The 21779-nt window shown below is 64.4% G+C and carries 21 protein-coding genes; 10 read left to right on the top strand and 11 right to left on the bottom strand.

Annotation, left to right across the window (positions count from 1 at the left end):
- The first annotated feature begins 1 nt into the window (after position 1).
- From D906_RS25625 to D906_RS25615, 3 genes are read left to right on the top strand one after another with little or no spacing between them, the layout of a single operon-like run.
- On the top strand, positions 2-1735 hold the full coding sequence (locus D906_RS25625) for an ABC transporter ATP-binding protein (protein WP_027615824.1): 1734 nt from the start codon (positions 2-4) through the stop codon (positions 1733-1735).
- Positions 1725-2402: a peptidase S8 gene (locus tag D906_RS25620; RefSeq protein WP_019097059.1), complete on the top strand. Its 678-nt coding sequence runs from the start codon at positions 1725-1727 to the stop codon at positions 2400-2402. Before D906_RS25625 ends, D906_RS25620 begins: the two co-directional genes overlap by 11 nt.
- Positions 2395-3687 carry an NAD(P)/FAD-dependent oxidoreductase gene (locus D906_RS25615; RefSeq protein ID WP_027615823.1) on the top strand — a complete coding sequence of 431 codons (1293 nt, stop codon included), beginning with the start codon at positions 2395-2397 and terminating at the stop codon, positions 3685-3687. Before D906_RS25620 ends, D906_RS25615 begins: the two co-directional genes overlap by 8 nt.
- An 11-nt stretch (positions 3688-3698) precedes the next feature.
- On the opposite strand, the gene D906_RS25610 is transcribed toward D906_RS25615, so the two are convergent.
- The 5 genes from D906_RS25610 to D906_RS25590 form a co-directional block, all read right to left on the bottom strand.
- Positions 3699-3983 carry a hypothetical protein gene (locus D906_RS25610; protein ID WP_088537556.1) on the bottom strand — a complete coding sequence of 95 codons (285 nt, stop codon included), beginning with the start codon at positions 3981-3983 and terminating at the stop codon, positions 3699-3701.
- Positions 3984-3985: 2 nt separating this feature from the next.
- Entirely contained in the window at positions 3986-4531 is a 546-nt protein-coding gene (locus D906_RS25605) for a cupin domain-containing protein (protein ID WP_003248033.1), read from the bottom strand.
- Between the two features lie 81 nt (positions 4532-4612).
- Positions 4613-5818, bottom strand: a complete 1206-nt coding sequence (locus D906_RS25600; protein WP_025754860.1) for an MFS transporter — start codon at positions 5816-5818, stop codon at positions 4613-4615.
- Positions 5819-5900: 82 nt separating this feature from the next.
- Entirely contained in the window at positions 5901-6434 is a 534-nt protein-coding gene (locus D906_RS25595) for a cytochrome b (RefSeq protein ID WP_019097055.1), read from the bottom strand.
- Complete coding sequence (locus tag D906_RS25590; protein ID WP_019097054.1) at positions 6431-7483, bottom strand: catalase family peroxidase; 1053 nt, start codon at positions 7481-7483, stop codon at positions 6431-6433. The genes D906_RS25595 and D906_RS25590 overlap by 4 nt, the downstream gene beginning before the upstream one ends.
- Positions 7484-7607: 124 nt before the next feature.
- On the opposite strand from D906_RS25590, the gene D906_RS25585 reads away from it, so the two are divergent.
- Both D906_RS25585 and D906_RS25580 read left to right on the top strand, forming a co-directional pair.
- Positions 7608-8129, top strand: coding sequence for a sigma-70 family RNA polymerase sigma factor (locus tag D906_RS25585; protein WP_025754858.1), 522 nt, complete (start codon positions 7608-7610; stop codon positions 8127-8129).
- On the top strand, positions 8126-8878 hold the full coding sequence (locus D906_RS25580) for an anti-sigma factor (RefSeq protein WP_025754857.1): 753 nt from the start codon (positions 8126-8128) through the stop codon (positions 8876-8878). Before D906_RS25585 ends, D906_RS25580 begins: the two co-directional genes overlap by 4 nt.
- 109 nt (positions 8879-8987) lie before the next feature.
- Here the strand turns inward: D906_RS25580 and xthA are convergent, their stop codons facing one another.
- Complete coding sequence (xthA, locus tag D906_RS25575; RefSeq protein ID WP_019097052.1) at positions 8988-9800, bottom strand: exodeoxyribonuclease III; 813 nt, start codon at positions 9798-9800, stop codon at positions 8988-8990.
- A 162-nt stretch (positions 9801-9962) separates the two neighbouring features.
- Between xthA and D906_RS25570 the strand changes: the two genes are divergently transcribed.
- From D906_RS25570 to D906_RS25560, 3 genes are read left to right on the top strand one after another with little or no spacing between them, the layout of a single operon-like run.
- Complete coding sequence (locus tag D906_RS25570) at positions 9963-10613, top strand: N-acetyltransferase (protein WP_019097051.1); 651 nt, start codon at positions 9963-9965, stop codon at positions 10611-10613.
- A gap of 52 nt (positions 10614-10665) precedes the next feature.
- Positions 10666-12408: an autotransporter assembly complex family protein gene (locus tag D906_RS25565; protein ID WP_027615822.1), complete on the top strand. Its 1743-nt coding sequence runs from the start codon at positions 10666-10668 to the stop codon at positions 12406-12408.
- Complete coding sequence (locus D906_RS25560) at positions 12405-16079, top strand: translocation/assembly module TamB domain-containing protein (protein WP_027615821.1); 3675 nt, start codon at positions 12405-12407, stop codon at positions 16077-16079. Before D906_RS25565 ends, D906_RS25560 begins: the two co-directional genes overlap by 4 nt.
- 18 nt (positions 16080-16097) lie before the next feature.
- On the opposite strand, the gene D906_RS25555 is transcribed toward D906_RS25560, so the two are convergent.
- The 4 genes from D906_RS25555 to D906_RS25540 form a co-directional block, all read right to left on the bottom strand.
- Positions 16098-16652, bottom strand: coding sequence for a DUF2589 domain-containing protein (locus tag D906_RS25555; protein WP_025754854.1), 555 nt, complete (start codon positions 16650-16652; stop codon positions 16098-16100).
- 73 nt (positions 16653-16725) lie between these two features.
- Positions 16726-17370, bottom strand: coding sequence for a DUF2589 domain-containing protein (locus tag D906_RS25550; RefSeq protein ID WP_019097047.1), 645 nt, complete (start codon positions 17368-17370; stop codon positions 16726-16728).
- A 61-nt stretch (positions 17371-17431) separates the two neighbouring features.
- Positions 17432-17812 (bottom strand): Mor transcription activator family protein, encoded by a 381-nt coding sequence (locus tag D906_RS25545; protein WP_019097046.1) that lies wholly within the window; start codon positions 17810-17812, stop codon positions 17432-17434.
- 251 nt (positions 17813-18063) lie between these two features.
- Positions 18064-18522, bottom strand: coding sequence for a hypothetical protein (locus tag D906_RS25540; protein ID WP_027615820.1), 459 nt, complete (start codon positions 18520-18522; stop codon positions 18064-18066).
- A gap of 151 nt (positions 18523-18673) precedes the next feature.
- Here D906_RS25540 and D906_RS25535 point away from each other — a divergent pair, with 151 nt between their 5' ends.
- Entirely contained in the window at positions 18674-18862 is a 189-nt protein-coding gene (locus D906_RS25535) for a hypothetical protein (protein ID WP_003248064.1), read from the top strand.
- Between the two features lie 36 nt (positions 18863-18898).
- On the opposite strand, the gene D906_RS25530 is transcribed toward D906_RS25535, so the two are convergent.
- Positions 18899-19273: a fe2+ zn2+ uptake regulation protein gene (locus D906_RS25530; RefSeq protein ID WP_016714110.1), complete on the bottom strand. Its 375-nt coding sequence runs from the start codon at positions 19271-19273 to the stop codon at positions 18899-18901.
- A 196-nt stretch (positions 19274-19469) separates the two neighbouring features.
- Between D906_RS25530 and D906_RS25525 the strand changes: the two genes are divergently transcribed.
- A complete protein-coding gene (locus tag D906_RS25525; protein WP_027615819.1) occupies positions 19470-21776 on the top strand; it encodes an acylase in 2307 nt (768 codons plus the stop codon).
- The last annotated feature ends 3 nt before the right edge of the window (positions 21777-21779 follow it).

Here is a 21779-nt window from a genome sequence, read left to right as displayed (position 1 = left end):
CATGGGCCCCCTGTTCGCAAGGCTGGTGGAGTCCAGCGACCCTGTACTCATGCGCCAGGCATTGGCCTGGCTGTATGGTTTCGTGCGCCCGCACCGGCGCGCCATCGGCCTGTTGCTGGGCCTGTCGCTGGGCGCCTCGCTGCTGGCGTTGGCGCAGCCCTGGCTGGTCAAGACGCTGATCGACGAGGGGCTGCTGGCCAAGAATTACCAGACCCTCTGGCACATGGCGGCGATCATGATCGGCGCAGGCCTGCTGGGCACGGTGCTGGCCGGGGTCAACCGCTACCTGCACACGCGCCTGTCGGGGCGCATTCTGTTCGCCCTGCGCGATGACCTTTACCGCCACCTGCAACAATTGTCGCCAACGTTCTACGGGCGGCGGCGCATGGGCGACATTCTTTCGCGGCTGGACGGCGACGTGGCGGAGATCCAGCGCTTTGCCGTGGACTCACTGTTCTCGGCGGTGTCGGCGGTAATCGGCCTGGTGGGCGCGGTGGCGCTGATGCTGATGCTGTCGTGGCAACTGTCGTTGCTGTTGGCGCTGTTGGTACCGATCGAAGTGCTGTGGCTGCGCTGGATGCGGCGCAAGGTGGAGCGCGAAGTGCGCAACCTGCGTGAGCGTTCGGCGGATGTGTCGTCGTTCCTGGTCGAGACCTTGCCGGCGATGAAGTTCATTCAGGCGTCCGGGCAGCAAGGCCGCGAGGCAGGGCGCCTGGACCAGCTTGGGCAAGGCTACATGCGCCAGTTGCTGAACGTGCAGGTGACCGAGTTCTTCACCCAGGCCATCCCCGGCACGCTCACCTCCTGGTGCCGCGCTTGTGCGTTCCTGGTCGGCGGCTGGTGGGTGATCCAGGGTACTTGGCAGTTGGGCGCGCTGATCGCTTTTTCCACCTACATGGGCATGGCAGTAGGGCCGGTGCAGAGCCTGCTGGGCCTGTACGTAGCGGTCCAGCGCATGGCCGTGAGCCTGGGGCGGGTGATGGAACTGAAGCAGGAGGTTGTGGCCGTGCGCCCGGCGAGCAACCCGAAACCGATGCCCGATGGCCCCGGTGAGCTGCGCCTTGAAGGCCTGAATTTTGCTCATGAAGGGCGCCAAGGTGCGGTATTGAAGAACGTGCAGGTGTGTGTGCCGGGCGGGCTGAAGGTGGCCATCAGCGGTGCCTCGGGGGTGGGGAAGTCGACCCTGATCGACCTGTTGCAGCGCTTCTACGACCCGGACGCCGGGCGTATCCTGCTGGATGGGACTGACCTGCGTGACCTGGACCTGGCCGCGCTGCGCCGGCGCATTGCGGTGGTCAGCCAGGACATCGTGCTGTTCCGTGGCACCTTGGCGCAGAACCTGGCCTACGGCGTACCTGAAGCCAGCCGTGCAGAGCTGGAACGGGTCGTGCGCCTGGCGCGGCTGGACAGCCTGGTCGAAAGCCTGCCACTGGGCTTGGACGGCCTGATGGGCGAACGTGGCCAGCAGTTGTCCGGCGGGCAGAAACAACGCATCGCCATCGCCCGCGCAGTGTTGCAGGCCCCGGCGATATTGGTACTGGACGAAGCAACGTCAGCAGTGGACGAAGCCACCGAGCGCGAAGTGATCGCGGCCATCGACCAGCTTTTCGCTGGCCGCACGCGCATCCTGATCAGCCACCGAGCTTCGACACTGGCCGATGCCGACCTGCACTTGCAACTGCATGATGGCCAGTTGCAGGTGCTGGCGCAGGAGGCAATCAAACATGGGCACTGACGTGCGTGTTGGCATCATCGACAGCGGCTGCTCCCCGGAGCAGGCCAACGGTTTGCTGGCTGCGCGCCGTTTCTGGCTGGAAGACGGCCAGTTGCGTGAAGGAGAGGTGCTGCCCGACCAGTTGGGGCATGGCAGCGCGGTGCTTGCCGGTGTGCAGCGTGAGGCTGGGCCGGTGCCGCTGTTGGTGGCCCAGGTGTTCAGTGCCCAGGCCAGTACCAGTGCCTTGCAGGTGGCGGCCGCGCTGCTGTGGCTGGTGGAGGCGGGGGCTACCTTGGTCAACCTTAGCCTTGGCCTGCAGCAGGACCGCCCTGTGCTGCACCAGGCTTGCGCCGAAGCGTTGGCAGCGGGTGTGCTGTTGTGCGCATCCAGCCCGGCGCAAGGCGGGGCGGTGTATCCGGCCAGCTACAGCGGGGTGATTCGGGTGACCGGCGATGCCCGCTGCGCTCCGGGCGAGTGGTCGTGGCTGGGTACCCGGCAGGCGGACTTTGGCGGTTACGTGGGCATGGGCGGCAGGGCGGGCGCGAGCCTGGGCTGCGCGGCCTTGAGCGGGAGGATTGCAGCGTTGTTGCGTGACGAACCGGGCATGGATCGCCAGCAGGTTTATGACAGGCTGCGCAGCAATGCGGCGTATACCGGCCCCGAGCGACGAGGTGTTGGCCATGCCTGAACCGCGGATTGTGGTGCTGGGTGCTGGCCCAGCGGGTGCTGCCACGGCCATCGGCCTGCGCCGGCTGGGCTACTCAGTGACGGTGGTGTCGGAGTGGCGCCGTTTCGCGGCAGTTGAAGGGGTTTCGCAGCGGGTGCTGGAGGGCTTGCGCCATGCAGGCCTTGGCGGGGCCTTGAGCCAGGCGGCCATGCCGGCTACCCGGCAGGTGCACTGGAATGGCCAGCACCTGCAAATGAACCAGGAGTTCTTGCTGGATCGACAGCGTTTTGACCGGGCGCTACGCGACGACCTTCAGCGTGCCGGCGTGAGTGTGGTCGAAGGGCGGGTGCGCGAGGTTGTGCACGAGGGCAGTCATCACGTACGCCTGGATGATGGGCAGGTGCTGATGGCTGACTTCCTCGTCGAAGCCCGAGGCCGTCAGGCACCACTGGCACCGGACCGGCTGCGTGGACCGGAAACGGTCAGCCTGCTCAATGTGTGGCAGGGTAGCCCGGGGGCGCCTGCGTCGGCGGTGGAAAGCCTGGAGGATGGCTGGGCGTGGATGGCGCGGTTGGAGGATGGCCGCTGTTACTGGCAAGTCACCCTTGACGCGGCCGGGCTGCCGGGCAAGGCTGCCTTGGGGGATTACTGCGTGGCGCGGCGAGCCTGCAGCGCGCTGGTTGCCGAGTTGTTCGATGCCCGGGCGCGGGTTCCGGCACAGGTGCATGCACGCAGCAGCACTGCAATTCTGGCCGGCGAATGTGTCGGGCAGGACTGGATTCGGGTCGGCGATGCGGCGATGGCCGTTGACCCGCTGTCGGGGAACGGGATTTTCCAGTCACTGTCTTCGGCGTTACAGGCGCCGGTCGTGATCAACACCTTGTTGCGCAAACCCGAGCGGGCTGCATTGGCGCGGCAGTTTCATCAGCAGCGGGTCGAGCAGCTGTTCTTGCGCTTTGCCCGGATCGGGCGGGATTTCTATGGGCAGGAGCAGGGGCGTGCAGGGCAGCCGTTCTGGGCTCGGCGGCAAGGTTGGCCGGATGCGCAGCCGTTGCATGCGCCTGCAGATTGGAGCGCAGTGCGGGTCGAGCGGCGGCCTGTATTGCGTGACGGGTGGGTGGATGAGGCTGAGGTGGTAGTGACGGCGGATCAGCCGTTGGGGGTTTGGCATTTGCAGGGAGTGGAGTTGGCGCCTATCGTGCAGAGGCTACATGGCGGGCAAGCACTTGAGGTAGTGTTGCCAGGTCTTCTGGATGAACAGCGAGTGATGGTGCGGCACTGGCTGCGAGAGCAAGGTTTTGCGTGAGATCGCCGGCCCTATTGCAGGCAAGTCAGCTCCCGGAGGCTGAGCAGGTCGACCAGGTTGGTGCCGTAGCGCTGCCAATCTTCTAGCCCGGATTGCTGGCCGCCCGGGGTATGGCAGTGGACGCAGTGTGCAAGGCCTTCGGCATCCAGGGCCAACATCAATCGCCAACCTTGAATGCTCACATCGACCAGGCTATCAGCGTGGCGTGCACACACTTCAAGTGTGTGCACGCCCAAGGCTGCGTTGCGCAGGCATTGATAAATGTCGCGCGTGTTCAGCGAGGCCCGTTGCGGCAAGGTCAGAAATTCGCCGGGGTGTTTGCGCTGATGATCTCGGCCTCGTCCGGGCCAATGTTCTTGAAACTGTGCGGCAGGGTAGTGGGAATGTAGTAGCCATCGCCCGAGTTGAGGACGCTGACCTGGCCATCGACCCACAGCTCCACGGTGCCGCGAGTGACCAGGCCACATTCTTCGCCCTCGGCATGCACGATCGGCTCGCCCGAGTCGGCGCCGGGGGCATACAGTTCGCGCAGCATGCGCATCTGTCGGCCTTCGACACTTGCACCGACCAGCAACATGCGCAGGCCGTTGCGGCCCAGGTCGGGCTGTTCGCCACCCCGGAACACGTAGCGCTCTTCACGCACCGGCTCGTCAAAGCTGAAAAACTCCGCCAGGCTCATGGGAATGCCTTCAAGCAGTTTTTTCAGGGAGCTGACCGAAGGGCTGACGCGATTCTGCTCGATCTGCGAGATCGTCGAATTGGTCAGCCCGCTGCGACGGGCCAGTTCCCGTTGGGAGAGGTTGTTGCGTTCACGCACCAGTTTGAGTCGCGTCCCCGTGTCCATAGCCGCCTTGTAATCAGAGGTGTCAATAATAATGAGCGATGCGCATTAAAACACACTCTGCTCGCTTGCGCGCTGTGCTTGTCAAAGCCGCTGTTCACGCGGCATCGGCCACAACCCGACCAGCAACAACAGCACGGCCACGGCCAGGAATGGCAAGCGCGGATCGAGCGCATACACCAAGGTACCGGCCAGCGGCCCGATCACGGCGCCCATGCCTTGTGCCGCGCCAATGGAGCCGGCTGTAGCACCTTGTTCAGACGCCTGCATGGCATTGGCCGCCAGCGCTGAGAACGACGGGAAGACAAAGCCCATGCCGGCTGCCGCGACGAAGTAGCACGCCCATAGCCAAGGTGCGGTAGCCGCGAGCGAGCCGCAGGCAAAGCCTATGGCCGAAACCGTGGCGCCTACCCGGATCATCTTCAGCGGCGGCCATTCCAGCTTGCGCAGCAGTATCTGCGACAGCATCAGCGCCACGCCTACGGTAGTCAGCGCGATGCCGGCGGCCTGGGCCGCTTCTGCCGGGGCCAGGTGCAGGCGGTCGAGGGCGAAGAAACCGACGACGATCTGCGACACGGTGACACTGAGCATGGCGCTGAACGCCACCAGCAAGGGCCGGCGCAGGCGCGGGTCGCCTAACCGCACCGGGCTGGGGGCGTGGTTGTGGGGCAGGGCCTGCGGCTTGAGGGCGAACAGCAGCACAAGGAAGGCGCTGGCCGGCAGCAGTGACATGATATGGAATGGCAGGCTAAGGCTATGCCGCGCCAGTAGCGCAGCCAGCGCTGGCCCCACCACCAGGCCGACGGCGTTGGCCGCCCCTAGCGAGGCCATGGCGCGCGCGCGCCGCTGCGGCTCGACATGGTCGGCGATCAGTGCGTTGCAGCCTACCGGGATGGCGGCATAGAAAGCGCCGATACAGCCGCGCGCGACCATCAGGCCGAAGAAGGCCAGGGTTGCCCCCGGCATGAAGCGCAGTGCGCCTTCGACGAACAGGCACAACAGCCAGTACGCCAGGGTGAACCCGGCAGTGCCCAGCAACAGAATGCGCCGGCGGCCCAGGCGGTCTGAAGCCCGGCCCCAGGGCCGGGCCAGCAGCACCCAGACCACGCCGGCCACCGTTACGGCGGCGCCGGCCTGCCAGGTGGCCATGCCGAGTTGGCGGGCGATCGGGCCGATCAGGGCGACGAAGGCCATCATCGACATGGTACAGGCCATGTTGGCCAGCAGCAGTGGACGCAAGTCCAGCGTGCTGGCAGGTAGAAAGGTTGCAGAATCCTTTGCGACGTTCATGGGTAGTCCAGGGTAGTGCGGCAAGTGAAGCCGATCTTATTAAGAACGGTTATCGTTTGTCGAACCCCTGGGCTGCTGCCGGTCAGTCGCTGCGACGCAGGGGGCCAGGCCACATGCTACGCAACACGCCGTCGCGGCGCACCCATGCGTGCATCAAAGCCGCCGCCACATGCACCAGCACCGTGGCGAACAGCAGGTAGCCAGCCCAGCCATGGGCCTGGCGCAGCACGGCATACAACTGCAGGTTGTGCGGGGCGATGGCGGGCAAGCCCAACGGGCGAGGGTAGTCGCCGGCCGACAGCATGGCCCAGCCCAGCAACGGCATGGCCAGCATCAGGGCATAGAGCAACAGGTGCGAGGCCCCGGCGGCCCGGCGCTGCAGTGTCGGCAGCGCCTGCGGCAGCGGCGGGTGAGGCACGGCCAGGCGTACAGCGATGCGCAGCACGACCAGTACCAGCAGGGCCAGGCCGGTGGCCTTGTGCAGGCTGATCAGTACGGGGTGGTGCGGTGACAGGTCGGCGACCATGCTTACGCCGATGAACAACATGGCCAGGATCAGCACGGCCATCAACCAGTGCAGCAAACGGGCGAACGGGTGGAAGGCTTTGGGTCTCATGGCTGGGCTCCGGTGCTGAGCGATTCACGGCTGCGGCGATTGAACGATTCCGAATAGGCGGCGGAGCGGGCGGCGAGAATCGGGTCGCCTGACGCCTCGATGCCGTGCGGCAAAATCAGCGGGTCGAAGTTGAGATCACGGCAGGCCCCTTGTTCCGGGGCATCGACGTGCTCCAGCACCAGGGTGCCGGCGTCTACGCTGCGCCGCTCGGTGGGCCAGGGGCGGGCAGGATCGTCCACTGCATCGCCCGGGTCGGCCAGCACCAGGCGCAGCGTCCAGCGCAGTGGGGCTTGGGCCAAGCGCTGCTGCAGGTCGTGTTGCAGGAACTGCTTGTCATCTACTTGGGCAGGCAACGCGGCAAACGCGGCTTGTGGCTCGAGCTGCCAGCGCACCGGGTGGGCCACCCCGGCCGAGTCGATCAGGCGGAAGGCATTGATGCTGTGGTATTGCGTGCTGGCGAAGCTGTCGCTGGGCTTGTAGCTGGCCGCCCATCGGCGAAACGCCGCGCTTTCCGGGTGGGCAGCGAAGAACGCCTGTAGCCTGGCGGGGTCCGGCTTGTGGGTGGTCGGGTCTGGTGCGCTTGCCAGCACTTGCTCGTAGAACGCTTGTGGGGTGCTGACCGCCAGCACTGGCGGGTTATTCATGCCGGTGCGCCAGACCTGGCCGTCGTCGGTGCTCAGCTGAATCGCCAGGCTACGTACCGGAATGCCGGTATCCGGGGCAAACGGATTGGCGCCGCCGATGGCGAAACGGCCGATCACCGGCACCCGGGACTGACTGAATGCTCGCGCCGTGGACAGCTTGGCGGCTTGCCCGCTGGCCTGGAAGTAGCCGCTGACGCACAGGCCTTTTGCGTGGTTCTTGCGGTAGCCTGGGTAATGCCCGGCCTGGGCTTCGAAGGTGTCGATGATGCGCTGCGGCGTCAGCCGGCTTTCGCCGAGCCAGCCGGCGGCATAGGCAAAGCCGGCGCCTGTGGCCAGCATCACGGCGCCGATGGCAGCCAGGCGCAACGCTTTGGCCGGGCCGTGCAAGGGTGAGTTCATGGTCATCGTCCGGTTGGGGGAATGTGCCGGTACGACGGCTCAGGGAAAAACTTATTCCATCGGCGGGAATAGAATTTGCTGCCAGGCGTCTGCCTTTTACACTGACAACTTCAAAGGCCGGGACTTTGCCATGCACGATCTGGACGACCACCAGTGGCGCGAGCTGCTGGCCCGCCTGCGCCGCTTTGCCGTGTGGCTGACCCGCGAGCCGGGCAGCGCCGACGACCTGGTGCAGGCCACGGTCGAGCGGGCCTTGAGCCGGCGTGACCAGCAACGCGATGCTGATGCGCTGCGCGCCTGGCTGTTCACCATTCTTTATCGGCAGTTTCTCGACGGTAAGCGCCGCGAGCGCCTGCATGCGCGCTGGTTGTCCTGGTTCGGCCGCGCCGAGCGTGACGACGAGCCGGTTGGCGACAACCTCGAAGCCATCGTCCTGGCCCAGGCCGACCTGCAGGCGTTTGCCCGGCTGTCGGCAGAGCAGCGCGCCCTGTTGTTGCTGGTCAGCATCGAAGGTTTGAGTTACAAGGAGGCCGCCCAGGCCTTGGGCATCCCCATCGGCACTGTGATGTCGCGCCTGTCGCGCGCGCGCAATGCCTTGCGCGAACTGACCGAGGGCAACCCGCAGCCCCCGGCCTTGCGGAGACTGAAATGACGCGCCTGATCCCCAGCGAAGACGAATTGCACGCTTACGTCGATGAGCGCCTTGGGCCTGTGCGCCGGGCCGAGGTGCACGCCTGGCTGGCGGCCAACCCACAGGCTGCGGAGCGGGTGGAGGGCTGGCGTGCCGATGCCCGTCGGTTGCGTACCGCGTTGGCCGGGTTTGGCGAAATGCCCGGGGCCGCGCAACTGGACGTTGGGCAGTTGCGGCGGCAATTGCGCCAGCGTCGTCATCGGCGTTGGGCGACGGCGGCGGTGGTGATGCTGGCATTGGGTGTGGGAGGGCTGGGCGGCTGGCAAGTGCGCGATGCCACCCTGGCGCGGGTCGACCTGCCCATGGCCGATGCCGTCCAGGCACACCGCTTGTTTGCCGGCAGCCAGGCGCTGGATATCCAGGCCAGCGACCCGGGGCAGTTGCGCGACTGGCTGGGTCGGCACTTCAGCCGCGTGGGTCAATTGCCGGATCTGGCGGGCTATGGCTTCAAACCGGTAGGCGCTCGCTTGCTCAGCAACGAGCAAGGGCCGGCGGCACTGCTGGTGTTTGAAGATGGCAAAGGCCAGCGCATCAGCCTGTTCCTGCGTTCACCGGGCGAGCTTTATCGGCGCATGCCGGACGGGCAGCGGGTCGATGGGCAGCTGGAGGCGAGGTATTGGTCGCATGGGGCTTACAACTTTGCCCTGGTCAGCGCGGCGGACGATGTGCGCGGGGCGGGGGTGGGGGAGGTGTTGCGGCTGGGGTTGTGAGTGGTGAGAACTGGGTCTTGTAGTGTTTGTGAGATCGAGCGCCGCCCGCGCGGCGCTCGATATCGCAAGCACCGCGAACCTCAAGGCAAGCTCACAATAGTCCCGACGATCAGCCCAGCTCCAGCCAGATCGGCGCATGGTCCGACGGCTTTTCCATCCCGCGCAGTTCATAGTCCACGCCCGCTGCCTTGATTCGTGGCACCAGCTGCTGCGAGGCCATGATCAGGTCGATGCGCAGCCCACGCTTGGGATCGTCCTCGAAACCACGGCTGCGGTAGTCGAACCAGCTGAAGCGGTCGGTGACATCCGGGTAAAGGTGACGGAAGCTGTCGACCAGCCCCCAGCCTTTCAACCGCTCCATCCACTCACGCTCTTCCGGCAGGAAGCTGCACTTGCCGGTCTTCAGCCAGCGCTTGGCGTTGTCCGGGCCGATGCCGATATCGCAGTCCTGCGGCGAAATGTTCATGTCGCCCATCACCAGCAGCGGCTGGTCGTTGCGGAACTGGCCCTCCAGCAGTGCCTGCAGGTCGCTGTAGAAGCGCTGCTTGGCCGGGAACTTGGTGGGGTGGTCGCGGCTTTCGCCCTGGGGGAAATAGCCATTCATGATGGTGATCGGGTTGCCATCGGCATCGGTGAAGGTGCCCCAGATAAAGCGGCGCTGGGCGTCTTCTTCATCGGTTGAAAAGCCTTTGTGCACGCTAAGCGGTGCCTGGCGCGACAGCAGGGCCACGCCGTAGTGGCCTTTCTGGCCATGGTAGTGCACGTGGTAACCCAGTGCCTGCACGTCGGCCAGCGGGAACTGATCGTCGCTGACCTTGGTTTCCTGCAGGCCGATCACGTCCGGCTGGTGCTTTTCGATCAGCGCCGCCAGCTGGTGCGGGCGGGCCCGCAGGCCGTTGATGTTGAAACAGACGATCTTCATGGAAAGATAATCCCGGTAAAAGGCGCGATGCTAGCCGACATCGCCCGTCATCACCAGCGTGGCGGCCAGGCGAACCTGCTGCTAACGTGCTGGTGGGGGTGAACGAAGCGCGCAGGGGCACCTCCAAGGCACAGTATGCCCATTCCAGGAGGTCTGCCCGCAATGCCCGATACCAACGCCGCCCCGGCCCGTGTCTGCCTGCTCGATGATGGTTACAGCCGCGAGGCGCGTTCGCTGCTGTACAACGCCTACCGCCATGAACCCACCTTTGCCTATATTTTCGAGGCCCAGCGCCCAGGGTATGAGCGGCGTCTTCGGGTGATGGTGCGCGAATGGGTGCGCCAGCATTTCTACCTGCAACTGCCTGCCATCGGCCTGCTGGTGGAGGACCGCCTGATCGCCCTGGCACTGATCGTGCCGCCGCTGCGCCGGCTGGGCGTGGCCGACAGCTGGGCCTGGCGCCTGCGCATGATCCTGGGTACGGGCCCGCGCTGCACCCGGCGCTACATGGACTATCAGGCCGCGCTGGCTACCTGCCTGCCCACTGACCAGGTGCATGTACTGCCGTTGTTGGGCGTACACCCGCAGTTCCAGGGCAAGCACTACGGTGAGCAATTATTACAAGCTGTGCACGACTGGTGCGCGGACGACCCTGGCACCCAGGGTGTGGTGCTGGACACCGGCAACGAGCATTACCTGGCGTTTTACCAGCGTCAGGGTTATGAGGAAATTGGCGAGGTGGCTGTAGGCCCCATCCGGGAAAGGGTGTTCTTCCATCCGAATCCGGTCTCTTCAAATTCCGCTTTTGCCTGAACAGGCTGCCAGGCGGCTCACTTGAGCGCCTGGCTCTGGTAGCATTCGCCGCATGACGTATTCAGGAAGATTGACCTGGGGCCTGGTTTTCTGGGCCGCCAGTTTCGCAGCATGGGGCCAGAGCGAGTTGCTGGTGAAGGTAAAACCGGCCAACAAGGCGCTCAAGGCCAATGTCGAAGGCTATATAGGCACTTTGGGTGACCGCGATGAAGAAGCGCTTTTACGCTTCAGTCGCGGGGCAGAGGAGCAGGCGCGCAAAGCGGCGCAGGCACTTGGCTACTATCAGGCGCAGATCGATACCGAGGTCAAGCCCGCCAGTGACGCTGACCATTCCCCACAACTGATCATCCGCATTAGCCCCGGCGAGCCGATTCGCCTGCGTAACGTGACCGTGCGCATCGACGGCCCGGCCAGCGAAATGAAGGCCTTCCGCGCTCCCGACAGCAAGGCGTTGCGTGCCGGGGAACAACTCAACCATGGCCACTACGAGGATGCCAAGCGCCTGATCCAGAACCAGGCATCACGCTACGGCTTCTTCAGCGGCCGCTTTACCCGCCAGCGCCTGGCGGTCGACCCGCAGGCCGGCGTGGCCGATATCGAACTGGTCTACCAAAGTGGCCCGCGTTATCGCCTGGGGGCCGTCACCTTCGGTGGCGACACGCCACTGGACGACGACCTGCTGCACCGCATGGTGTCGTTCAAACCGGGGACTCCCTACGATTCTGAGCTGATCGCCGAACTGAACAATGACTTGCAGTCGAGCGGCTATTTTGAAGGTGTGCGCGTGGATGCAGCACCCACCGCCGCGGTGGGCGAAGAAGTCCCTGTGGATGTGCGCCTGGAAACCCGCAAACCCCGCACCATGGGCCTGGGTTTGGGCTTCTCGACCGACGTCGGGCCACGCGGCAAGGCCAACTGGACTCGCCACTGGGTTAACCCACAGGGCCACAGCTACGGCTGGGAAACCGAGCTGTCGGCGCCGCGGCAGAACGTCGGCCTGTGGTACGACATTCCCCTCGACCCGCCCCTGACCGACAAGCTGCGCTTCGCGGGTGGCTACCAGAACGAGGAAATTGCCGGTACCGACACCCTCAGCAAACTGTTGACGGTCGGCCCCGAGTGGCACAGCAAGCTGCCCAGTGGCTGGCAGCGGGTGATATCGCTCAAGTACCAGCGCGAGGAGTATCGGCTGGGTGACGACTCCGGGCTGAGCAACTTGCTGATGCCGGGCGTCAGCTATTCCTTCCTGCGCAGTGACAACCGTATCGACCCGCATAACGGCTACCGCCTGCAGTTCGATGTACAGGCGGCCAAGGAAGGGCTGGTTTCCGATACCAACCTGTTGCACGGCAACGTGCTGCTCAAGGGCCTGACCACGCTCGGCCACAACCACCGCTTGCTCGGTCGCGTACAGTTCGGCGGCAGTGCGACCAATGGCTTCAAGAACAACATCCCGCCATCGTTGCGCTTCTTCGCCGGTGGTGACCAGAGCGTGCGTGGCTACGACTACCAGACCCTGTCGCCCAAGAACAGCGACGGTGACCGTATTGGCGGGCGCTACCTGGTGGCCGGCAGTGTCGAGTACCAGTATTCGCTGACCGAGAAGTGGCGGCTTGCAACGTTCGTTGACCAAGGCAACTCGTTCAACAACCTGGAGTTGCCCAGCCTCAAGACCGGGGTGGGCTTTGGTGTGCGCTGGGTGTCGCCGGTCGGGCCGCTGCGCCTGGACCTGGCCAAGGCGCTGGATGACGAAGGGGGCATTCGCCTGCACTTTTCCATGGGGCCTGAGCTTTGAAACGTGTGACCAAATACATTCTGCTGGGCCTGTTCGGGGTTGTCGCGAGCCTGGGCCTGGCACTGGGTCTGCTGGTGGGCACCGAGGCTGGCAGCCGCTGGGTGCTGGGCAAGGTGCCCGGGCTTGAAGTGACCGATTTTCAGGGGCGCCTGGCGGGCAGTTGGCAGGCCAGCAGGCTGCGCTGGGCCGATGGTGGCAGCACAGTAGAGGTACAGGCACCGCTGCTGGCCTGGTCGCCTGCGTGCCTGATGCGTTCCACCTTGTGCATTGACCAGTTGCAGGCGCAGCGTATCGACATGACCTTTGCACCCAGTGCCGAGCCGGCCAACAGCGGCCCGCTGCAGCTGCCTGCGCTGCGCTTGCCGTTGGCCATCGAACTGGGTGAGGTCAAGGTCGGCCAACTGCGGCTGGACGGCAGTGACCTGCTGGGCGACTTGCAACTGGCGGCGCACTGGACCAGCACCGGCATGCGCATCGACAGCCTGCACCTGCAGCGCGATGACCTGAAACTGACCGTGCAGGGTGACCTGCAGCCCGAGGGTGACTGGCCGCTGCAACTGCAGGCTCAACTGCAATTACCGGCCGTAGAGGGCAAACCCTGGCAGCTGGCGCTGACCGCCACGGGTGATTTGCAGAAGACCCTGAAGCTGGCAGGCACCAGCAGCGGTTACCTCGACGCCACGTTGAACGGGCAGTTGCAGGCGTTGGCCGAGCACCTGCCAGCGACCTTGCAGATCCGTTCCGAGGCATTCAAACCAGCGGGCGCGTTGCCTGACACTTTGCAGTTGAACCAGCTCAAGCTCGATGCAAAAGGCGACTTGCTCAAGGGGTATCTGCTGTCGGGTACGGCCAGCCTGCCGGCTGAACAGTCGCCGATCGCCTTGGCCTTGTCCGGCCTGGTCGACAGTAAAGGTGCCAGGGTCGATGCCCTGGATCTGACCGCCAGCGACACCCAACGGCTCAAGCTGCAAGCCACGGCCGACTGGCAGCAAGGTTTGAGCGCCGATGCGCAACTGGACTGGCAGGACTTCCCGTGGTTGCGCCTGTATCCATTGGAGACGCCGCCCCAGGTTACGCTCAAGGCCTTCAATACCCAAGTGCATTATCGCGATGGCAACTATAAGGGTAGCTTCAAGGGCGACCTTGACGGCCCTGCGGGTGCATTCAGCGTGGCCAGCCCGTTCGAAGGCGACCTGAGCCAGGTGAAGTTGCCGCAGCTGGCGCTGACCGCCGGGCAGGGCAAGGCTGCCGGGCGTGTCGCCGTGCGTTTTGCCGACACACTGGCCTGGGATGTCGACTTGCAGCTTTCGGCGCTCGACCCTGCCTACTGGCTGGCCGAACTGCCGGGCACGCTGGCAGGGCCCCTACGCAGCAAAGGCGAGCTGAAAGGCGAGGCGCTCACCCTTGACGCGCAACTTGACCTGAAAGGCCGTCTGCGTGGCCAGCCGGCAGTGCTCAAGGCCGAGGCGCAGGGGGCAGGGCAGAGCTGGACGCTCGGTGTACTGGCTATCCAGCTGGGTGACAACCGTATCAACGGCAGTGGCAGCCTGCAGCAGCGCCTGGCCGGGCGAATCGACCTCGATTTGCCGCGCCTGGGCCAGTTGTGGCCAAGGCTGCAAGGCCAGGTCAAGGGCCGGCTTGATGTCGCCGGCACCTTGCAGGCCCCGCAAGGTACGCTGACTCTGCAGGGCCAACGGTTGGCCCAGGCCGAAAACCGCCTGCAGCAGCTGGGCCTGGAGGCCCGGCTGGACAACGCCCAGCGCGGTGTAATCGAACTCAAGGCCACAGGCATCCAGCTGGGCGACACCGCCTTGGGCACGCTGCAGGCCAACGGCAAAGGTGACATTCGCCAGCAAGCCTTGACCCTGGCGCTGGACGGCCCGCAACTCAAGCTCGACCTTGGGCTGGATGGCCAGTTGAGCAAGGGTGACTGGCGAGGGCGCCTGGCCAGTGGGCGTATTCAGGCCGGTGGCCAGGACTGGCAGTTGCAGGCGCCGGCACGGCTTCAGCGCCTGGCCAGTGGGCAGCTGGATTTCGGTGCCCATTGCTGGCGCTCCGGCCAGGCCAGCCTGTGTGGTGATGACCAGCGCCTGGCCCCCGAGCCGCGTCTGCGCTACCACCTCAAGCAGTTCCCGCTGGACAGCCTGGCCCAATGGCTGCCGAAGGACTTCGCCTGGCAAGGCCTGCTCAATGCTGATGTCAACCTGGACATCCCGGCCAGTGGCCCCAAGGGTACGGTCGTGGTCGATGCCAGTGGCGGCACTCTGCGTGTGAAGGATAAAGATCGCTGGATCGACTTCCCTTATCAGGCCCTGCGCCTGGACAGCACACTGGCACCACGGCGTATCGATACGCGCCTGGCGTTTCGCGGCGAGCGCCTGGGTGAGTTGAACGTCACGGCCCGGCTCGACCCGCTGGGCAAGAACAAGCCGTTGTCGGGTGATTTCCGCCTGGCCGGGCTGGACCTGTCGGTAGCCCGGCCGTTCGTGCCGATGGTCGAGCGGCTGGCCGGGCAGCTCAATGGCAGTGGCCGGCTTTCCGGTACGTTGCTGGCGCCGCAGGTCAACGGCAACCTGATGCTCAGTGGTGGCGAAGTCAGCGGCGCCGAACTTCCGGCCAGCCTTCAGGACCTGTCATTGCAGGCGCTGATTGCCGGCGAGCGCGTGCAGCTTGACGGCAACTGGCGCAGTGGCGAGGCAGGGCGTGGCCAGTTGAGCGGCAACCTCACCTGGGGCCAGGCACTGGGCATGGACGTGCGCTTGCAAGGCCAGCAACTGCCGGTCACGGTCGAGCCTTATGCCACGCTGGAAGTTGCCCCGGACCTGACCCTGCGCCTGATCGACGACAAGCTGGCGGTTACCGGCAAGGTACAGGTGCCCAAGGGCAAGATCACTGTTCGCGAGTTACCCCCGTCTACCGTCAAAGTGTCGGATGACACAGTCATCGTCGGCCACCAGACAGAAGAGGGCAAACCGCCCTTGGCGATGGCCATGGACATTGACGTCGAAGTGGGCCGCGACAAGCTGTCGTTCAGCGGCTTTGGCCTCACCGCCAACCTGCTTGGCCATGTACACATCGGCGATAACCTCGATACCCGTGGTGAGCTGAGCCTGGCAGATGGACGCTACCGTGCCTACGGCCAGCGCTTGACCATCCGCCGGGCGCGGCTGTTGTTCGCCGGCCCGATTGACCAGCCGTATCTGGATATCGAAGCCATCCGCAAGGTTGACGATGTCATTGCCGGTATCCGCCTGAGCGGCAGTGCCGAGCAGCCGACCACCAAAGTGTTCTCGGAACCGGCCATGAGCCAGGAGCAAGCGCTTTCATACCTGGTGTTGGGCCGACCGTTGGGCACGTCCGGCGAAGACAACAACATGCTCGCCGAAGCGGCCTTGGGCTTGGGCCTGGCCGGTAGCGCCGGCATTACCGGCAGCCTGGCTTCGAGCCTTGGGATTGACGATTTCCAGCTGGATACCGAGGGTTCTGGCAACACAACCAGCGTGGTTGCCAGCGGCAATCTGACCGAGAAGTTGAGCCTGCGTTACGGCGTGGGCGTGTTCGAGCCTGCAAACACCATTGCGTTGCGCTACAAACTGAGCAAAAAGGTGTACCTGGAAGCCGCCAGCGGGTTGGCCAGCTCTTTGGACATCTTCTACAAACGCGACTTCTGAAGGGGGACGGGGCGGTCGTCAGCGGACGGTGGCTGCCTCGATGAACTCATTGGTGTCGGACGAGGGTGGGGCAGCGGGAGCACGTACCGGGACAATCAGGCTGGTGTATTCCTCGATCAGCCGGTTCAGGGCTTCGGGTGGTTCGCTGGCCTGGAACTGCATGCGTATCTGCACTTCGTCAGGGTCACGGCTGTCACCCTGACGGCCCTGGCCGCCGATGGTGACCTTGAAGCTGGCGGCCTTGTTCTCGCCTGCCGTCAGCAGGGCCTGCTGCGCTTCAGTACCTTTGACCCGCACCGACAAGTCGACCTGCATACGCTCCAGGGCCAGGCCTTTGGGCGACACCAACGCAAACAGGGGAACGCGCATGATGTGCTGGCCGTCCATTGCCACTTCGACCATCTTGGCCTTCATGGGAGCGCCCAACGCCTCGGTGTCGCACTCGAAAAACTGGTCGAACAGGTTGATGTATTGCTGTGCAATCAAGCTGTTGGTGGCGCTGGCGGCTTCTTGCAGGCCACGGGTGATTTCGCGCAGGTCGATGGAGGTCATGGGGGCGGGGGGCTTTTGCAACGATTCGACTCCTCAAGCCAGGTGGTGCCCCTCCCGATGCGGGCAGGAGGGGTGGATGGGGCACTCAAACGTCTCACGGCACCGGTGGGCCTTCCGGTTTTGGCCCTTTCAGGGTATCTGCCTGGGAAATCTCGTCCGGGCTTTCCAGTGCGGCGGTTCTGACAACGGTTGGCTTTGTCGCCGCGTCAGTCAGGAACTCGATCACCCTCATCATCGCTTCGGGCGGCTCCTGGCGCTTCAGGGTGGTGTTGAAGGCATAGCGGGCGCGTGTATCCGTCTTGCGGGTTTGCGTGGACTTGTGGCTGACGCTGCCTTTCACGTTCAGCTTGAACGGCCCCCAGCCCAGTGAGCCGGTCGCTTCTGCGTTCATGTCCTTGCTGGATGTATCCTCCGACATCTGGTTGATCACCAGTTCGAACTCTACGTTGCCCTCTTCAATCGAAATGTTCGGGTGCGTAATGGCAGCCAGCAGCGGCACTTTCATGGTCTTGCTGACCACGCCTTTGTATTCGCCCTGTTCATCGACGATGGTTTCGTCGTAGTCGAACTGGATGGCGACCGCCTTGCCATCCTGGACGCACACCTGCATCAGGAAGTCGGCGTACGATTTGCTGGCGGTTACCTGCGCCTGGACCATGGCCTGCAGAGGGCCGGCGATCATGCGGTCCATCGGCAGGGCGTTGATGACCGAGCCAATAAGGCTGTTGTCTATCGACATATCGGGATGCTCTTTCTAGTGGGGTAAGGAAGCCGCCAATGGCGGCCACGGTGCAGTGGCATCAGCGAGCGCAAGGCTCCTGGCGCCGAATGTTGCCGATCTGGCGCAGGCTCAGGCCGTACTTGTTGGCCAACAGGCTGCGGGACAAGCCGTTGGCGCTCTCCTTCTGGATTTGCTGGTTGCGCAGCTGGCGCAGGAAGTGGTCAGCCTTGGGGATCTCCAGGGCGACCCCGGCAAAGCGCTTGATCAGCGCATCGAGCGCATCGGCCGGCAGCACGTCGGCAAGCTTGGTACGCTCGCGGTGCTTGGGGATGTACTTGGGCCTGCCGCCAAAGGCGCAGGTCAGCTGGTAGGCGTTTTCGATGCCGATGCAGTCGATCAGGGCCTGTAGCGAGTGGGGCAGTTGGCTGATATCGATCTGGCTCAAGTCTGGCGTTTGCATATGGCGCTCCTTCGGGATGGGTGGGATGTGCGACCCGATCACCCGCGGCGGTATGTCGAAGGTGTGAGCAAATTCTGTGCGACTGCCAAGGCGCGTCGCTAGGCGGCATATGGGTTGGGAGTTGTAGCTTCGGTGAACAGGTTTTGCAGGCAGCGATATCCGGTGCTGTAGGAAATGGCATCGACATTTGGCGGGGACTGGTGATTTCTCATCTGATCATGGCAACGGTTGTGGGATGGGGCCGGTAACCTTCACTCGCACGGATAGCTGCTCAGCAAGCTGGCGCTACCCAGGTAGGCTTGAGGGGTGGCGCGCATGCCCTGGGGCAATGTGCGCCAGTCAACCAGCAGGCACAGCGCATGCAGGGGCTGGCCGTTGCGCTGGCCGATGACCTGGCCCGCAAAGTGGCGGCGGTACAGGGCCTGGGTCTGGCGCTGAGCCTGGACCTGATCGGCCTGGGCCAGGGTTTGCCGGGCCAGGTCGGGTAGCCGGGCCGCAGGCACGCTGAAATGGACCGGCGCCGCATTGGCCTGCAGGTACCCGGCCTGGCGCACGCGTTGCCACAGTTGTTGCCATTGGCTGCTGCCGGCATGGGCAGCCAGCTCGCGCCCCAGTTCGAGCAGGTGCTCGGCGGGTGTTTGCCGGGTGTCCAGCGCATGAAGGGAAAAGGGGGTCAGAAACAGCGAAGTGAACAGCAGTGGTTTGTACATGGTGACTCCGGCCTGGGTGCTTGGGAGCCTCATGCTTTCAGGCTGACCCCGCCCCACCCAGCAGGAAATGCAGCGCCGGGGGCGGTGGCCGTTGTATCATTGCCGCGGCTCGTTGCGAGCCTTTTGCCCCTGATGTTGCAAGGAACCTTCGATGACACACGTGCAGCGCCTGAAATATTCCCTTTTGATCATCCTGGTTGTACTGGGCCTGATGCTGGGCCTGTCCCACCTGCAGAAGCAGGGCACGATCAGTGAGCAGACCTTCCAGATGCTGGCCATTGCCATTGCGGTGGTGGTCGTGGTGATCAATGGCATCCTGCGGCGCAAGGTAAAGCCCTGACCTGTGCGGGCCGGCCAGGTCTGGCCGGCCATACGCTCAGCGCAGCGGTGTTTGCTCCAGCACGGCGCGGGCCTGAGGGTTCAGGCTATAGCACTTGTCGCTGCCCAGCTGAATGACGCCTTCGGCGCACAGGCGCTTGAGTACTTCGCGCACGCTGAGGAACGACAGCGGGATATCCAACTGTTCCAGTTGGGCGTGCACACCGCGCACGCCAATGCTGCGGCCATTGCGGTCGGCGGCGTGCAAGGCGTCGATCACCTTGAGGCGAATCAGGCTGGTACGCAGGCCAAAGGTGCGCAGCAGTTCGCGGATCTGTTCGTTGCCGGTGCGTTCCTCAGCAAAAATGCCCTGTCCCTTGGGCGCTTTGCCTGGGACGCGCCCAGCCTGGATCGAGGGTTGCGGGTTGTACATGTGAATGCTCCTTTTCGTGGACGAACCCGAAATGTGGTTGCCTCACTTACTAGGACGAATGAGAACGCAAAAACTGCAACCCACTCGTGAAAAAAATGCCGCTTTCTCATCAAGACGTTCCATCGCCTTGTAATACGTAAAATTTTCATCTGGCCATTCGTCTGATCGGGATGACCCCCGAACCCGAGGAGTGCCCGTGTTTCCACTTTCCCGCCCCATGACTTGCGCTGGCCTGGCCGCCGCGCTGGTGGCCTTCAGCGTTACCGTTCAGGCGCAGCCCGACCTTGATACCAGTGCGCAGATCCGACGTACCAGTTACGGGGTGCCGCATATCGTGGCCAAGGATGAGCGTGGTCTGGGCTATGGTGTCGGCTACGCCTACGCGCAGGACAACTTGTGCCTGCTGGCCAACGAGGTACTGACCGTAAGCGGCGAGCGGTCACGCCATTTCGGTGCCGAAGGCAAGACCCTGGAAGAGCGTGACAACCTGGCCAGTGACCTGTTCTTCACCTGGCTCAACAGCTCGGCGGCGGTCCGCGCGTACTTGCAGGCGCAGCCCGCGCCGGTGAAAGCACTGCTGGAGGGCTATGCCACCGGCTACAACCGGGCGTTGGCTGAGCGCCGCAGGCAAGGCTTGCCTGCCGAGTGCGGCAATGGCGAGTGGGTGAGGCCCATCAGTAGCGAGGACCTGGTCAAGTTGACCCGCCGGCTGCTGGCCGAAGGCGGTGTCGGGCAGTTCGTCGAGGCGCTGGCGGGGGCGCAACCTCCAGCACAGACCAGCCAGCAGGCACCGGCTGGCTTCGGCGCCGCACTGGCGAGGCAAGAGCGCTTTGCCACGGAGCGCGGCAGCAACGCGGTGGCTGTAGGCGCGCAGCGTTCGGCCAATGGCCGTGGCTTGCTGTTGGCCAACCCGCACTTCCCTTGGATGGGCGGCATGCGCTTTTACCAGATGCAACTGACCATCCCCGGCCAGCTTGATGTCATGGGGGCCGCATTGCCTGGCCTGCCGGTAGTCAACATCGGGTTCAACCGGCACCTGGCCTGGACGCACACCGTCGATACGTCGAATCACTTCACCTTGTACCGTTTGCAGCTCGATCCCAAGGACCCGACCCGGTACCTGCTGGATGGCAAATCGCTGCCACTGGCGAGACAAACCATCAGCGTTGCGGTCAAGGCCGAGGATGGCAGCCTGAGCCAGGTAGAGCGGCAGGTCTACAGCTCGCAATTCGGCCCGGTGGTGCAGTGGCCTGGGCGCCTGGATTGGGATGCACAGGCGGCCTACAGCTTGCGTGATGCCAATCTGGACAACACCCGGGTGCTGCAGCAGTGGTACCAGATCAACCGTGCCGACAGCCTGGCCGCGTTGAAAGGCTCGGTCGAGCAACTGCAGGGCATCCCATGGGTCAATACCCTGGCGGTGGACCAAGGCGGCCGTGCGTTGTACCTGAACCAGTCGGTGGTGCCATACGTGGATCAGCCACTGCTGGACGCCTGCAGTAACCCGAAAGGGCAGGGACGCCTGGTGGTGCTGGATGGTTCGCGCAGCGCATGCCAGTGGAAGGTCGATGCGCAGGCCGCGCAACCGGGTATTTTCCCGGCGCGACTGCTGCCGAGCCTTGAGCGCGAGGACTTCGTGCAGAACTCCAACGACCCGGCCTGGATGGCCAACCCGGCCCAGCCGTTGACCGGTTATTCACCGTTGGTCAGCCGCAATGACCAGCCGTTGGGCATGCGCGGGCGCTTTGCCCTGCAACGCCTGCAGGGCACGGCAAAGCTGGGCGTGAATGACCTGCAGCGCATGGTGACCGACGACGAGGTTTACCTGGCCAGCCTGGTGCTGCCAGACCTGCTGCAGTGGTGCAAGGGCGCAGCCGTGGATGTGCAAGCCGTCTGCAGCAGCCTGGCGGCCTGGAATGGGAAGGCTGACCTGGACAGCGGCATTGGCCTGGTGCACTTCCAGAACCTGTTCAATGCCTTGGCCGAACACCCGGAAAGCTGGCGGGTGGCCTTCAACCCGGCCGATCCGCAGCACACCCCGCGAGGCTTGGCAGTAGAGCAAGCGGCCGTGAGCAGGCTGGTGCACGAGGCTGCGCTGGCTTCGCTCAAGGAGGTGAATGAAAGCGGCGTGGCGGGTGAGGCGCGCTGGGGGCAATTACAGCAGGCGCTCGATGGCACGCCGGTGCCGGGTGGCCCGCAGGCGCTGGGCGTGTACAACGCGATGTACAGTGTGCCGCACGGGCAGGGCAAGCGGCTGGTGGTGAGTGGTACCAGCTACCTGCAACTGGTCAGCTTTACCGACAAAGGGCCAGAGGCCCGTGGAATATTGGCATTTTCGCAGTCGAGCGAAGCGGCTTCAGCGCATGCCAGCGACCAGACCAAGGCGTTTGCGGTCAAGCAGCTGGCGGTGATTCCGTTTACCGAGGCGCAGATCACGGCTGATCCGGAATATCGGGAAGTGGTGATCAGTGAAAGGGACAATGGGGACGTGGTTCTGCAGTAAGGC

It is taken from the genome of Pseudomonas sp. LAIL14HWK12:I1, from assembly GCF_003202095.1.
Lineage (GTDB): Bacteria > Pseudomonadota > Gammaproteobacteria > Pseudomonadales > Pseudomonadaceae > Aquipseudomonas > Aquipseudomonas monteilii.
Note: the sequence above shows the minus strand (reverse complement) of the source record. Positions and strands in the feature narration are given on the sequence as shown.

Coding starts and splice junctions, on each gene's coding strand:
- D906_RS25585 (WP_025754858.1), top strand. CDS start 7,608: ATGCACGATCTGGACGACCACCAGTGGCGCGAGCTGCTGGCCCGCCTG.
- D906_RS25535 (WP_003248064.1), top strand. CDS start 18,674: ATGACACACGTGCAGCGCCTGAAATATTCCCTTTTGATCATCCTGGTT.
- D906_RS25595 (WP_019097055.1), bottom strand. CDS start 6,434: ATGAGACCCAAAGCCTTCCACCCGTTCGCCCGTTTGCTGCACTGGTTG.
- D906_RS25580 (WP_025754857.1), top strand. CDS start 8,126: ATGACGCGCCTGATCCCCAGCGAAGACGAATTGCACGCTTACGTCGAT.
- D906_RS25600 (WP_025754860.1), bottom strand. CDS start 5,818: ATGAACGTCGCAAAGGATTCTGCAACCTTTCTACCTGCCAGCACGCTG.
- D906_RS25590 (WP_019097054.1), bottom strand. CDS start 7,483: ATGACCATGAACTCACCCTTGCACGGCCCGGCCAAAGCGTTGCGCCTG.
- D906_RS25605 (WP_003248033.1), bottom strand. CDS start 4,531: ATGGACACGGGGACGCGACTCAAACTGGTGCGTGAACGCAACAACCTC.
- D906_RS25545 (WP_019097046.1), bottom strand. CDS start 17,812: ATGCAAACGCCAGACTTGAGCCAGATCGATATCAGCCAACTGCCCCAC.
- xthA (WP_019097052.1), bottom strand. CDS start 9,800: ATGAAGATCGTCTGTTTCAACATCAACGGCCTGCGGGCCCGCCCGCAC.
- D906_RS25620 (WP_019097059.1), top strand. CDS start 1,725: ATGGGCACTGACGTGCGTGTTGGCATCATCGACAGCGGCTGCTCCCCG.
- D906_RS25625 (WP_027615824.1), top strand. CDS start 2: ATGGGCCCCCTGTTCGCAAGGCTGGTGGAGTCCAGCGACCCTGTACTC.
- D906_RS25550 (WP_019097047.1), bottom strand. CDS start 17,370: ATGTCGATAGACAACAGCCTTATTGGCTCGGTCATCAACGCCCTGCCG.
- D906_RS25540 (WP_027615820.1), bottom strand. CDS start 18,522: ATGTACAAACCACTGCTGTTCACTTCGCTGTTTCTGACCCCCTTTTCC.
- D906_RS25570 (WP_019097051.1), top strand. CDS start 9,963: ATGCCCGATACCAACGCCGCCCCGGCCCGTGTCTGCCTGCTCGATGAT.
- D906_RS25615 (WP_027615823.1), top strand. CDS start 2,395: ATGCCTGAACCGCGGATTGTGGTGCTGGGTGCTGGCCCAGCGGGTGCT.
- D906_RS25565 (WP_027615822.1), top strand. CDS start 10,666: ATGACGTATTCAGGAAGATTGACCTGGGGCCTGGTTTTCTGGGCCGCC.
- D906_RS25530 (WP_016714110.1), bottom strand. CDS start 19,273: ATGTACAACCCGCAACCCTCGATCCAGGCTGGGCGCGTCCCAGGCAAA.